General features: G+C 48.2%; 10 protein-coding genes. 4 read left to right on the top strand and 6 right to left on the bottom strand.

The features are described 5' to 3' along the window. Positions 1-30: 30 nt before the first annotated feature. Complete coding sequence (gene oppA, locus ACS0RQ_RS14725; protein ID WP_039079162.1) at positions 31-1,662, bottom strand: oligopeptide ABC transporter substrate-binding protein OppA; 1,632 nt, start codon at positions 1,660-1,662, stop codon at positions 31-33. A 776-nt stretch (positions 1,663-2,438) separates the two neighbouring features. Beyond that, a complete protein-coding gene (locus ACS0RQ_RS14730) occupies positions 2,439-3,086 on the bottom strand; it encodes a YchE family NAAT transporter (protein WP_039079163.1) in 648 nt (215 codons plus the stop codon). Between the two features lie 473 nt (positions 3,087-3,559). On the opposite strand from ACS0RQ_RS14730, the gene adhE reads away from it, so the two are divergent. Beyond that, positions 3,560-6,241, top strand: coding sequence for a bifunctional acetaldehyde-CoA/alcohol dehydrogenase (adhE, locus tag ACS0RQ_RS14735; protein ID WP_271851207.1), 2,682 nt, complete (start codon positions 3,560-3,562; stop codon positions 6,239-6,241). Positions 6,242-6,770: 529 nt separating this feature from the next. Here the strand turns inward: adhE and tdk are convergent. Further along, positions 6,771-7,385: a thymidine kinase gene (gene tdk / locus ACS0RQ_RS14740; RefSeq protein WP_271851208.1), complete on the bottom strand. Its 615-nt coding sequence runs from the start codon at positions 7,383-7,385 to the stop codon at positions 6,771-6,773. A gap of 551 nt (positions 7,386-7,936) precedes the next feature. On the opposite strand from tdk, the gene hns reads away from it, so the two are divergent. Further along, the gene (gene hns, locus ACS0RQ_RS14745) at positions 7,937-8,350 is read left to right on the top strand and encodes a histone-like nucleoid-structuring protein H-NS (RefSeq protein ID WP_039079166.1); all 414 of its coding nucleotides are present in this window, start codon (positions 7,937-7,939) and stop codon (positions 8,348-8,350) included. A 266-nt stretch (positions 8,351-8,616) separates the two neighbouring features. Here hns and galU read toward each other — a convergent pair whose 3' ends face one another. From galU to rssA, 3 genes are all read right to left on the bottom strand, one after another. After that, positions 8,617-9,528, bottom strand: a complete 912-nt coding sequence (gene galU / locus ACS0RQ_RS14750; protein WP_039079167.1) for a UTP--glucose-1-phosphate uridylyltransferase GalU — start codon at positions 9,526-9,528, stop codon at positions 8,617-8,619. Positions 9,529-9,725: 197 nt separating this feature from the next. Beyond that, positions 9,726-10,739 (bottom strand): two-component system response regulator RssB, encoded by a 1,014-nt coding sequence (gene rssB, locus ACS0RQ_RS14755; RefSeq protein WP_271851209.1) that lies wholly within the window; start codon positions 10,737-10,739, stop codon positions 9,726-9,728. A 93-nt stretch (positions 10,740-10,832) separates the two neighbouring features. Next, positions 10,833-11,744, bottom strand: a complete 912-nt coding sequence (gene rssA / locus ACS0RQ_RS14760) for a patatin-like phospholipase RssA (RefSeq protein ID WP_271851210.1) — start codon at positions 11,742-11,744, stop codon at positions 10,833-10,835. 111 nt (positions 11,745-11,855) lie between these two features. Here rssA and ACS0RQ_RS14765 point away from each other — a divergent pair, with 111 nt between their 5' ends. After that, complete coding sequence (locus ACS0RQ_RS14765; RefSeq protein WP_271851211.1) at positions 11,856-12,326, top strand: YchJ family protein; 471 nt, start codon at positions 11,856-11,858, stop codon at positions 12,324-12,326. Between the two features lie 36 nt (positions 12,327-12,362). Then, positions 12,363-13,205, top strand: a complete 843-nt coding sequence (gene purU / locus ACS0RQ_RS14770) for a formyltetrahydrofolate deformylase (RefSeq protein WP_271851212.1) — start codon at positions 12,363-12,365, stop codon at positions 13,203-13,205. The last annotated feature ends 80 nt before the right edge of the window (positions 13,206-13,285 follow it).

Genomic DNA, 13,285 nt, shown 5'->3' on the forward strand with positions numbered 1-13,285 from the left:
GGCAGGATTACCCTGCCCCACTCATTGCCATTAATGCTTGATAATATACAAGTTTTTAACGTAGATATTATCCATCGGGTCTTTACCGGTATAACCACCCACCCACGGTTTCACCAGACGGGCGTTCACATAGTAATACACCGGGACAATCGCAGAGTCTTTATCGAGCTGCTGTTCAGCCTTGGTGTAAAGCTCCGTACGTTGCGCTTCGTCGGTGACTTGCAGCGTGTCGGTAATCAGCTTATCAAAGGCCGGGCTCTTATAGTGCGCGGTGTTGTTGGAGCTGTCAGACAGCATGGTATTCAGGAAGGATGTCGGTTCGTTATAGTCCGCACACCAGCCTGCACGCGCCACGTCAAAGGTGCCCTGATGGCGGCTGTCGAGGAAGGTTTTCCACTCCTGGTTCTCCAGCTTGACGTCTACGCCCAGGTTTTTCTTCCAGATAGAAGCAACCGCGATAGCCAGTTTTTTATGCAGGTCAGAGGTGTTGTACAGCAGGTTGAAAGTCAGCGGCTTGTCAGCCGTGTAGCCTGCTTCTGCCAGCAGTTTTTTCGCTTCTGCGTTACGTTTGTCTTGTGACCATTTGAACCATTCCGGCTCAACCAGTTTTGCACCGTCAGTGTATGGCGGGGTGTAGCTGTAGGCTGGCAAATCGCCCTGGTTCTTCACTTTATTGACGATGATGTCACGATCCAGAGCCAGTTTCAGCGCGGTACGAACACGAACGTCAGTGAACGGCGCTTTCTGGTTATTGATTTCGTAATAATAAGTACACAGGTACGGGTCGACGTGGACTTCTTTTGGAATTTCTTGTTTCAGTTTCTGGAACAGTTCAATCGGCATGTTGTTATAGGTCATGTCGATTTCACCGCTGCGGTAGCGGTTAACGTCAGTCACTTCTGAGGAAATAGGCAGGTAAGTTACCTGGTTAATTACCGTTTTCGCGTTATCCCAGTAATTGGTATTACGCTCAAGCACGATACGTTCGTTGACAACCCAATCTTTCAGTTTGTACGCACCGTTAGTCACGATATTCGCGGGCTGCGTCCATTTATCACCGAATTTCTCGACAACGGCTTTAGGAACGGGCGATACAGAGGCGTGTACCAGTAGTTTGTAGAAATAAGGAACCGGTTCGCTCAGCGTCACTTCAAAGGTATTGTCATCAAGCGCTTTTACGCCCAGGTCTGAGGTCGGTTTTTTACCGGCAATGATATCATCGATATTCGCAATGTGACCATATTGCAGGTAGCTGGCGTAAGGGGATGCAGTTTTTGGATCTGCCAGACGCTGCCAGCTATAAACGAAGTCGTGTGCCGTAACCGGCGAGCCGTCGGACCATTTCGCGTCTTTACGCAGATGGAAGGTCCAGACTTTGAAATCTTTGTTTTCCCACTTTTCAGCGACGCCGGCACTCGGATGGCCTTCAACGTCTGTGACTAACAGACCTTCAAACAGATCGCGGCTGATGTTTGATTCCGGCACGCCTTCAATTTTATGCGGATCAAGAGACTGTACTTCCGAACCGTTATTACGAACCAGCGTTTGCTTCTCTGCCAGTTGAACGCCTGCAGGAACATCCGCCGCCATGGCTACGTTACCTGCAATTAGCGCGGAGAGAACGCCCGCCGCTACGAGACTTTTTTTTGTGATGATGGACATTGTGTTGATACTCCACTCATTATAATTACTGACATTAATGCCAGCCTGTTTTGTCCCCTAAAGGGGGCCTGTACAGCGCAGGAGCTTTTGGCTGCTGTCAGGCATCGTTTTACTGCTTGCTATCACCGACTTTATTTCTTACGAGCCGCTCGGATGGCGCCCTTACGTCGATATCGTTATACGTCTCCCCTGTCGAGACGCCTGTTACTTTTGCAGGACGAGATTTGTATTTGAAAATAATTCTCATCTGCGAAGATTCTTAAGATAAATACAGGGCCGGAAAGTACCAAATGGCCCATTACGTCGCCAATACAATTTGCAAATTTGTTAACTAATTCTCTTTTATTCGCGCTTTCATCAGCGTTGTAAGAACGCACAGCCGTGCTCTGGTAAAAAATTAGTCTTTTCAATCATGCAGATAGATAGTGATTCGTCGCTGTTGTTACATTCGTAATACGATTGCGCGTTTTTTGCACAAAAAATCAACATTCGATTATTATCTAGCACATTTGTCTGCCTGAGCGACGAAATTACTAATATCATTTCAATTATCTGACAGCAAGCCCCAGAGTATCGTGTGAGGGAAATAACAGTGTCGGTGGATTAATTTATCATCACCTGGCAATGTAACGGAATGTAATCCACTGAAATAAAAGCACTTATTTAAATCATGTTGATTTATTATATTTATGGTTTTTTCTGACTTTAGTTATATGATTTCCTGATAATGCTGCGTTTCCAACGCCCTGCGCAGCATTATTTGACCAGGAAGCAAGTCAGTGTAGTAAACCCGGGAATATCCCTTTAACGCCTGCAACGATGAATTCAATACCGAGTGCCATCAGCAATAAACCCATGATACGGGTAATCACGTTAATCCCGGTTTGCCCAAGCAGGCGCACCAGCCAGGGTGCGATGCGGAACACGCCCCAGGAACAAAAAGCAAAAAGGGCTATTGCCACTGAAAATCCAGCAAGGTACTCCACGCTGTGGTAGCGCGTCCCCCAGACAATAGTCGAGCTGATGGCCCCCGGCCCTGCCATTAAGGGTAAAGCCAGCGGCACAACGCCGATACTCTCTCTGATCGCCGTTTCTGATTTCTCTTGCTTGTTTTGTTTGTCCTCACCCAGTTTACCGCTGATCATCGACATCGCTATGGTTACCACCAGGATCCCCCCGGCGATACGAAACGAGTCAATCGAAATACCAAATAACTGAAGAATCCCGTCCCCCAGAAAAAGCGACGTCCAGAGAATGATGGCAACGGAAAGGTTAGCGGTAAGATTAGTTTTGTTCCTCGCCCCAGCCGTTTGATAACTGGTCATACTAATAAAGACTGGAATAATACCGATGGGATTTACCAGCGCGAACAGGCCGATGAAAAACTTAGACCAGGTTGGAAAGTCAAACAATGTTTGAGTCACAGAGTGCTCCGCAGCAGTGCAAGGCAAAGAAGAAAGTATAGAAACAATAAGCCCCTGCTAAATATACGATTATTTGCAGCACAACTCACCCTAAATCCTGTCATCTTCCTTACATCCCGGCATGTTATGCATTTGTACTAATTATGATAATGTTAGTTGGCGCCGCCCTTTTATCATTAACATTTGATACAAATGCCCAAAAACAGCCTGCTGAAAGGTGTCAGCTTTGCTGTAACTTGATTTAGATCACGTAATCGGTACTCAGAAGTGAGTACTCTTGGAGACGTCGTCAGGGAGTAGAACCATCAGTTTGAATGATGTTTCGTTGAGGCTCTTTCAGTAAATCAGTTAGGTTGGGCAAGGCGTTAACTACTTGTTTTTCTGTAATTTACGCAACCTGCACCCGGTCTGTCTATACTGTCGTTTCGGACAGCTGGTTTACTAAAAGAGTTTAACATTATCAGGAGAGCATTATGGCTGTTACTAATGTCGCTGAACTTAACGCACTCGTTGAACGCGTGAAGAAAGCCCAGCGTGAATATGCCAACTTTACTCAAGAGCAAGTTGACAAGATTTTCCGCGCCGCCGCCCTGGCTGCCGCTGATGCCCGTATCCCTCTCGCTAAAATGGCCGTTGCCGAATCCGGCATGGGTATCGTCGAAGATAAAGTGATCAAAAACCACTTTGCTTCTGAATATATCTACAACGCTTATAAAGATGAGAAGACCTGTGGTGTCCTTGAGGAAGATGACACTTTTGGTACCATCACCATCGCTGAACCTATCGGTATCATCTGCGGTATCGTTCCAACAACTAACCCAACTTCTACTGCAATCTTCAAGTCGCTGATCAGTCTGAAGACTCGTAACGCAATCATCTTCTCTCCACATCCGCGCGCTAAAGATGCAACAAACAAAGCGGCTGATATCGTTCTGCAGGCTGCTATCGCTGCAGGCGCGCCAAAAGATCTGATTGGCTGGATTGATCAACCATCTGTTGAACTGTCTAACGCATTAATGCATCACCCTGACATCAACCTGATCCTCGCAACTGGCGGCCCGGGCATGGTGAAAGCAGCATACAGCTCCGGTAAACCGGCTATCGGCGTAGGCGCAGGCAACACACCTGTTGTTATCGACGAAACCGCTGATATCAAACGTGCTGTCGCTTCTGTTCTGATGTCTAAAACCTTCGACAATGGTGTTATCTGTGCTTCCGAACAGTCAGTAGTGGTTGTTGATTCTGTTTACGACGCTGTTCGCGAACGTTTTGCTACCCACGGCGGCTACCTGCTGCAGGGTAAAGAGTTGAAAGCCGTTCAGGACATTATCCTGAAAAATGGCGCGCTGAATGCCGCCATCGTTGGCCAACCGGCATACAAAATTGCTGAACTGGCAGGTTTCACTGTTCCTGCAACGACCAAAATTTTGATCGGTGAAGTGACTGTTGTTGACGAAAGCGAGCCGTTCGCTCACGAAAAACTGTCTCCGACTCTGGCAATGTACCGTGCGAAAGATTTTGACGATGCGGTAGTCAAAGCAGAGAAACTGGTTGCCATGGGCGGTATCGGTCACACCTCTTGCCTGTACACCGACCAGGATAACCAGCCGGCTCGCGTGCAGAAATTCGGCGCGGAAATGAAAACCGCACGTATCCTGATCAATACCCCGGCTTCTCAGGGTGGTATCGGTGACCTTTATAACTTCAAGCTCGCACCTTCCCTGACTCTGGGTTGTGGTTCCTGGGGTGGTAACTCCATCTCTGAAAACGTTGGTCCGAAACACCTGATCAACAAGAAAACCGTTGCTAAGCGAGCTGAAAACATGTTGTGGCATAAACTTCCGAAATCTATCTACTTCCGCCGTGGCTCTCTGCCAATCGCGCTGGATGAAGTGATTACTGATGGTCACAAACGCGCGCTGATCGTGACTGACCGCTTCCTGTTCAACAACGGTTATGCAGACCAGATCACCTCTGTTCTGAAAGCGGCTGGCGTAGAAACAGAAGTCTTCTTCGAAGTTGAAGCTGACCCGACACTGACTATCGTACGTAAAGGCGCAGAGCTGGCGAACTCCTTCAAACCTGACGTGATCATCGCGCTGGGTGGTGGTTCCCCGATGGATGCCGCGAAAATCATGTGGGTCATGTACGAACATCCGGAAACTCACTTCGAAGAACTGGCGCTGCGCTTTATGGATATCCGTAAACGTATCTACAAGTTCCCGAAAATGGGTGTGAAAGCGAAAATGGTTGCTATCACCACCACTTCCGGTACAGGTTCAGAAGTGACGCCGTTCGCAGTTGTCACTGACGATGCCACTGGCCAGAAATATCCGCTGGCAGACTATGCTCTGACCCCGGATATGGCGGTTGTTGACGCGAACCTGGTCATGGACATGCCGAAATCACTGTGTGCATTCGGTGGTCTGGATGCGGTAACCCACGCGCTGGAAGCTTACGTTTCTGTACTGGCGTCTGAGTTCTCCGATGGTCAGGCTCTGCAGGCTCTGAAACTGCTGAAAGAAAACCTGCCAGCGTCTTACCATGAAGGTTCTAAAAACCCGATTGCACGTGAGCGTGTACACAGTGCTGCTACCATCGCGGGTATCGCGTTTGCGAACGCCTTCCTGGGTGTGTGCCACTCCATGGCGCATAAACTGGGTTCACAGTTCCATATTCCGCACGGTCTGGCGAACGCCCTGTTGATCTCCAACGTTATCCGTTATAACGCGAATGACAACCCGACTAAACAGACTGCATTCAGCCAATACGACCGTCCGCAGGCTCGTCGTCGTTATGCAGAAATCGCTGACCATCTGGGTTTGACTTCTGTTGGTGACCGTACTGCTGCGAAAATTGAGAAACTGCTGGCATGGCTGGAAACCATCAAAGCTGAACTGGGCATTCCTAAGTCAATCCGTGAAGCAGGCGTTCAGGAAGCTGACTTCCTTGCTCACGTTGACAAACTGTCCGAAGATGCGTTCGATGACCAGTGTACCGGTGCTAACCCGCGTTACCCGCTGATCTCCGAGCTGAAACAAATCCTGCTGGATACCTACTACGGACGCGAGTTCAAAGAAGGCGCGCCAGCAGAAGTGAAAGTCGAAGCAGTAAAAGCGGATAAAGCAGACAAAAAAGCGAAGAAAACCGCTTAATTGTCCCGGCTACGATAACCTGCCTGATGGCTAACACCTGTCAGTTAAGCAAGATGATCAGTTGAACGATCCGGCGGGTAAACGACAAAAGCCCCATCATTTCTTTGATGGGGCTTTTTTACATTTTCAACATGCCTTGATGTAATCTCTAACCGCGCTCTACCCGCCTCATTCTCCTGCTACCAGCAGACTATTTCTGTCGAATCGACTTAAGTCCACAGCCGTAGGTGTAAACATCCCACAGACGTCATTGGCTGGCTGATATTGGCTATGCGAGTATTTTCGCACGCACAGATACGCCTGAGCAGACAGGAGGCGGGGTGAGATAGAGAGAGTTCGGACAGGCACACTGACTAACTACCCAACAGCCAGACCATGTGCCCTGATATCGCTGTACAAGCGATTAGTACCGCACAAAGGTGATATGCACTACACGACGCTCTTAATTGTCCCAGGCGCAAAGCCTGAGGCTTGTGAGCGCTGTTTTTATGCCTGTATTCAATCAGCAGCACGCATAGCTATAGTTGGGCTATCCTCTTACGCGCGACTGAATAGCAGACAGAGAGCCTTCTGTGAGTGCCTCTTTATAATGTTTACGGCAAACGGACACATAGCGCTCATTACCGCCAATAACGACTTGCTCACCCTCATTATAAGGCCGACCCGCCTGATCAAGTCTCAGCACCATACTGGCTTTACGTCCGCAGAAACAGATCGTTTTTAGTTCAACCAGTTTATCTGACCACGCCAGGAGATATTGGCTACCGATAAACAACTCACCACGGAAATCCGTTCTTAATCCATAACAGAGCACGGGAATATCAAGTTCATCGACAACATCGGACAACTGATATACCTGCTGACGGGTTAGAAATTGACTTTCATCAACTAAAACGCAGTGGACAGGCTCGCGCTGGTGCTCCGCATTAATTTCATCTTTAAGGGATGTATTTTGGTTAAAAAGACGCGCCGGCGACGATAAGCCAATACGTGAACTTACCTTCCCTGCCCCAAAGCGGTCATCAATTTCCGCGGTATAGACCAGCGTGCGCATGCCACGCTCCTGATAATTGTAGGAAGACTGCAATAAAGCCGTGGATTTTCCGGCATTCATCGCTGAGTAGTAGAAATAAAGTTGAGCCATCGCCCGCAAGACCCCAATCAAAGTGTGATATTCCTCGGCAGGATTGTATCATATTTTAACATGCTACCCGGAACGCCGGACGTACACTTTACTTACCTGCCAGACATGATTTCAGCGATATACTTCACGCTATTTTTCTCTCATAAGCTGTTGCTGACAAAGAAACAGACAATAAGCACACCGTGCCTCACAAGGGCATAAAAAAGAAGAAGCCTCTGCGCCAGGCTCAAGAAATTATTAATGTTTTATGCGAAACGACGCTGTTGTGAACCCTAATAAAAAAGGTTGATATTTATCCATCGAAACTATAATTCGTATGAGATTAATCAGTTAAAAGCGCTGATTAAACACCTGAGCCGTTCGGGTGATAATGCTTTCTATATGGTTTTTTTGTGCGGTTGTTCAAGGAAAATTTAAGTTAGCGTTTTTTAAAAATGAGGTAAATAAAGAGGAAATTTGAATTCCTTACATTCTCACCTATTGCACTACTCAAATTAACGCTCTATTATTAGCCCAACAAACCACCCCAATATAAGTTTGAGATTACTACAATGAGCGAAGCACTTAAAATTTTGAACAACATCCGTACTCTTCGTGCGCAGGCAAGAGAATGCACTCTGGAAACGCTCGAAGAAATGCTGGAAAAATTAGAAGTCGTAGTTAACGAGCGTCGTGAAGAAGAAAGCGCTGCAGCTGCTGAAATCGAAGAACGCACTCGCAAACTGCAACAATATCGCGAAATGCTGATTGCTGATGGTATTGATCCGAATGAACTGCTGAACAGCATGGTCGCAGCTAAAACCGGAACTAAAGCTAAACGCGCTGCACGTCCGGCTAAATATAGCTACGTTGATGAAAACGGTGAAACTAAAACCTGGACTGGTCAGGGCCGTACTCCAGCAGTAATCAAAAAAGCGATGGACGAACAAGGTAAACAACTGGAAGACTTCCTGATCCAGGAATAATCCTAAGCCTTTATGAAGAATCCCGCCAATGGCGGGATTTTTTTTGACCACTTTTTTAGCCATTCTTGCTGAGCAATATTCTGTAACGATGAAGATAAACGTGCATTGCTGATACTATTTGCTCACCAATGTCCCGTATCGATATTCCCACTTTGTACAAAGATTTCTCCAGGCTTCTGGTCGGTCACTCCAAAGGTGTCTGCAGGCAATAAAAAAGCCGGAGTGATAATCATCAATCCGGCTTTATTCTCTGGGACTAAATCAGGTTACGCTTTAGCGACACCGACAACGTCTTCCAGCCAGGCTTTAAATTCTTCGCCAAGTACATTATGGCGAATACCATATTCTACGAAAGCCTGCATATAACCCAGCTTATTACCGCAGTCATGGCTTTTGCCTTTCATGTGATAAGCTTCGACGGTTTCTTTCTCGATAAGCATATCGATGGCGTCGGTCAACTGAATCTCATCACCTGCTCCCGGAGGCGTTTTCGCCAGCAGCGGCCAAATCTCTTCGCTGAGGACGTAACGGCCTACAACAGCGAGATTAGACGGCGCGACATTCGCTTTCGGTTTTTCAACCACACCGACCATCGGTACGCTGTCACCCGGTTTGAGTTCAGCGCCTTTACAGTCAACAACACCGTATGCAGTCACATCGGCAACCGGCTCAACCATAATCTGGCTGGCTCCGGTTTCGTCGAAACGCTTGATCATTTCCGCCAGGTTATCCTGGGAAAGATCGGATTCGAATTCGTCCAGAATAACGTCAGGAAGAATAACCGCCACCGGTTCATTTCCTACAACCGGATGCGCGCACAGCACCGCGTGTCCAAGCCCCTTAGCCAGTCCCTGACGGACCTGCATAATGGTGACGTGCGGCGGGCAAATAGCCTGAACTTCTTCCAGTAGCTGACGTTTCACACGTTTTTCCAGCATGGCCTCAAGCTCAAAGCTGGTATCGAAATGGTTTTCGATAGAATTTTTCGACGAATGCGTAACCAGAACAATTTCGGTAATACCCGCAGCGATACACTCATTCACGACATACTGAATTAATGGCTTATCAACCAACGGTAACATTTCTTTAGGAATCGCCTTTGTCGCCGGCAGCATCCTGGTTCCCAATCCCGCAACCGGGATAACTGCTTTAGTCACTCTCGAATTTATGGCAGCCATTGAAAATCTCCTGGTCTGTTCACGCTTTGAGCATGTTCATGAATTAATTCGCATCTGAGTATATCAGTACCATCGTAATGACCTGGTCTGAAAAGGACGCTATAACGTTTAATTAGGATTAATACGCAAAACTGTGGGGATAGTACCACTCGCTTTAAAAAGGAGGTAAAGCTATCTGCGTAATACGTTGCGATTGCTCATTCCGCAGACAACATTAAACGCAGACGGCCACCGGCACCCCATACCTGACATTGCCAGGCATCGCACCGTTGACTCAATTGGTTCAGATACGTATTTCCTAAAGTACCCAACGGTACGCCGTTACTGATTTGAATTTGGTGTTCGCCAGTATTTAATGTCGCATTAAGGCCTGCCGACACTAAAATAAGGTTTTTTAATTCGCTGTGATAATACCCAACCAGCAAAGGGAACTGTCCGGGCAAATTTGCCTGGCGCAGCAACTGGTTCACCTGCTTAAGCAAGCTGCCCATTTCAGGGAGTTTTTGATTTTGATGTGATAACTGTTCCTGAAGTAAGCCGTTGAACAATGCACGCAGTAATAATGCTGCCAGAACACCATTATTGCCTGCGCGTGTCACATCAAGGCAATAAAAAGCCAGATCGTGTGACGAGATTGGCGCAATATCAAGCACCAGACCGGGTTGATCGGCAGACACTAGCTGGCGGTAATTAACCCGGCAACCCGACATCTTCTGCTGAACCGGCGGCTGTAATTCCTGTAAAAGTTTGGCGGCAGCCTGGGGATTTTCAACCAGTGCATCCCAATCCTGGAACAAACGTTCTTCTTCTTCGACACGCGAATTAAACATATTGGGATAGAGGCAGGCGAACACGGTCTCTTTTAGACGATTAAGATCTTTAACCGGCTTAAGTAAAACGTCTTGCACCCCTAAACGCAGCGCCTTCGCAATATCTGCCATGTTATCGGTTGCAGAAATGACGAGCACCGGCATTTGATCGCCTTTATTGCGCAAATGTTCGACAAGCTTAAGGCCATTCATTCTCGGCATGGCGATGTCGCAAATCATGAGATCAGGGGAAGCCCTGTCCAGTTGTTCGAGCGCTGAGACACCGTCATCCGCGACCAGTGTTTCCGCTCCCAGAGATGAGAGCCAGGAATCCAGCAGCGAGCGGAAGACGGGTTCGTCTTCAACGATCAGTATCTGTTTTCCTGCTAACGGCTGCGTCATCTTATCTCCCCTGCCCGACGATAAATAAATAGTGGCATGATCTATCAATAATCGCCTGTCAGAATTTGCTGAACTCGAATAAAAAAAACATACTTAGTCTATTGTCCTTACCAACGGTAGTAGTTCATCGATTTTCTTTTCAACAGCAAGTTGCCCCGCAGCGATTGCCGCCTCTGCCCGATGAAAATCAAGGGTCGAAATTTGCGGGCAAAGTGGCTGTATTAAAATATCAGGGGGATCGCCGGCCATTCGGTTGCGCTTAAGTCGATTCTCAAGCACCTGAATGGAGGTGGTCATGATTTCCATTGCCGTCGGTGCAATAACAGTGCGCCGGGCCTTCATTTTACTTAGCCTGTCCCGAAGACGTTCATGCCAGCGCAACTCGTCACTCTCATCGCCTTCTTGCGCCTCTTCCATCAACGTCGTCGACACTAAATCCTGCTGCATCAAATGCGCGTCATGCTGCAGGTCGACGGCAATAACGATATCCGCCCCCAGCGCGCGTGTCAGGGAGACAGGAACGGGATTCACCACCGCGCCATCGACCAGCCAATAGCCATTATGGGCAACGGGCGACATAAGACCTGGCATACTGCACGATGCGCGCACCGCCAGATGAAGATCGCCTTCGGTAAACCATAGCTCTCGCCCGGTGCTGAGGTTGGTTGCTACAGCACCGAATTTCAACTGACAATCAGTGAACAGCGTTTCGGGCAGGACTTGCCGATAGTGGTTGAAAACACGTTCGCCGCGTAATAATCCACCGCGTCGCCACGACGGATCCATAAGTTTGAGGACGTCCCAGTAACTGAAAGAGCGTACCCACGCTTCCAGTCTGGGGAGTTTATTGCAGGCGTACGCGGCGCCCACAAGGGAACCAATAGAGCACCCCGCCACGACATCAATCTTGATCCCTGCGTGTTGCAATGCGTTTATCACACCAATGTGTGACCAGCCTCTGGCGGCCCCTGATCCCAGCGCCAACCCAATTTTAACCGTTCTCATTACCTGGATTTTTGTCCCCCGGAACGACTGGCGTAGCCACGAAGCTACAGCTCAGTTAACATAACGCTACTCTGGCTTATAGTGCCGTTATTTTTGTACAGGAAGCCGATTTTGTCTCAACTCTGTCCCTGCGGTAGCGCAGTCGAGTATAGCCTATGTTGCCAGCCTTATCTGTCTGGCTCACAGGTTGCGCCAGATCCATCACATCTTATGCGCTCCCGTTATAGCGCATTTGTGATGAAAGACGTCGACTATTTAATTAGCACCTGGCACCCGACTTGCCATGCCGCCACGTTTCGTCCAGACATTGAAGCCGGTTTCAACCGTACCCAGTGGCTGGGTTTGACGGTGTTCGAACATGCCAGCGGAAAAAACGACACAGAAGGTTACGTCAGTTTTATTGCCCGTTTCAATGAAGATGGCAAAGCGGGAGCAATTATTGAGCGTTCCAGATTCTTAAAGGAGAACGGCCGGTGGTATTATATTGACGGCACACGTCCGCAATTTGGCCGTAACGATCCGTGTCCATGCGGGTCCGGTAAGAAATTCAAAAAGTGCTGCGGGCAATACGCCCAGCGATAACTCATAGCAAACACCATCAACAGGATTTACCCGGCAATGCATTCATTACAACGTAAAGTATTACGCACCATTTGCCCTGACCAAAAAGGTCTCATCGCGCGGATTACTAACATTTGTTACAAACACGAACTCAATATCGTGCAAAACAACGAGTTTGTTGATCACCGCACCGGTCGCTTTTTCATGCGTACCGAGCTGGAAGGTATTTTTAACGACTCTACCCTGCTGGCCGACCTGGACAGCGCGCTGCCGGAAGGTTCTGTCCGTGAACTGAACCCCGCGGGACAGCGTCGCGTGGTCATTCTGGTGACCAAAGAAGCACATTGCCTTGGCGACTTATTAATGAAAGCCAACTACGGCGGGCTGGATATTGATATTGCAGCGGTCATCGGCAACCATGAAACGCTGCGTTCGCTGGTTGAGCGCTTTGATATTCCGTTTGAACTGGTCAGCCATGAAGGGTTAACCCGCGAAGAGCACGATGAGCAGATGGCGCAAGCCATTGAAGCACATCAACCGGATTATGTGGTGTTAGCGAAGTACATGCGTGTACTGACGCCGGGCTTTGTCTCCCGTTTTCCGAATAAAATTATCAATATTCACCATTCGTTCCTGCCGGCATTTATCGGCGCGCGTCCTTACCACCAGGCTTATGAGCGCGGTGTAAAAATCATCGGCGCGACGGCACACTATGTAAACGATAATCTGGACGAAGGTCCAATCATTATGCAGGACGTCATTCACGTCGATCATACTTACACTGCCGAAGATATGATGCGTGCGGGCCGCGATGTTGAAAAGAATGTGCTGAGCCGTGCGCTGTATCAGGTGCTGGCGCAACGTGTCTTCGTTTACGGTAACAGAACGATTATTCTTTAATCGCTAACGGAATGAATTGATTAGCTTTAATCCGTTACGGATGAAAAGTACGCAAACGGTTCAGTTTCGTTGAAGGAAAG

The sequence above is a fragment of the Phytobacter diazotrophicus genome (assembly GCF_052061655.1).
Classification (GTDB): Bacteria; Pseudomonadota; Gammaproteobacteria; order Enterobacterales; family Enterobacteriaceae; genus Phytobacter; species Phytobacter diazotrophicus.

Excerpts from the sequence above, each read along its gene's own strand:
- oppA (WP_039079162.1), bottom strand. The coding sequence starts at position 1,662 with ATGTCCATCATCACAAAAAAAAGTCTCGTAGCGGCGGGCGTTCTCTCC.
- adhE (WP_271851207.1), top strand. The coding sequence starts at position 3,560 with ATGGCTGTTACTAATGTCGCTGAACTTAACGCACTCGTTGAACGCGTG.
- tdk (WP_271851208.1), bottom strand. The coding sequence starts at position 7,385 with ATGGCTCAACTTTATTTCTACTACTCAGCGATGAATGCCGGAAAATCC.
- hns (WP_039079166.1), top strand. The coding sequence starts at position 7,937 with ATGAGCGAAGCACTTAAAATTTTGAACAACATCCGTACTCTTCGTGCG.
- galU (WP_039079167.1), bottom strand. The coding sequence starts at position 9,528 with ATGGCTGCCATAAATTCGAGAGTGACTAAAGCAGTTATCCCGGTTGCG.
- rssB (WP_271851209.1), bottom strand. The coding sequence starts at position 10,739 with ATGACGCAGCCGTTAGCAGGAAAACAGATACTGATCGTTGAAGACGAA.
- rssA (WP_271851210.1), bottom strand. The coding sequence starts at position 11,744 with ATGAGAACGGTTAAAATTGGGTTGGCGCTGGGATCAGGGGCCGCCAGA.
- purU (WP_271851212.1), top strand. The coding sequence starts at position 12,363 with ATGCATTCATTACAACGTAAAGTATTACGCACCATTTGCCCTGACCAA.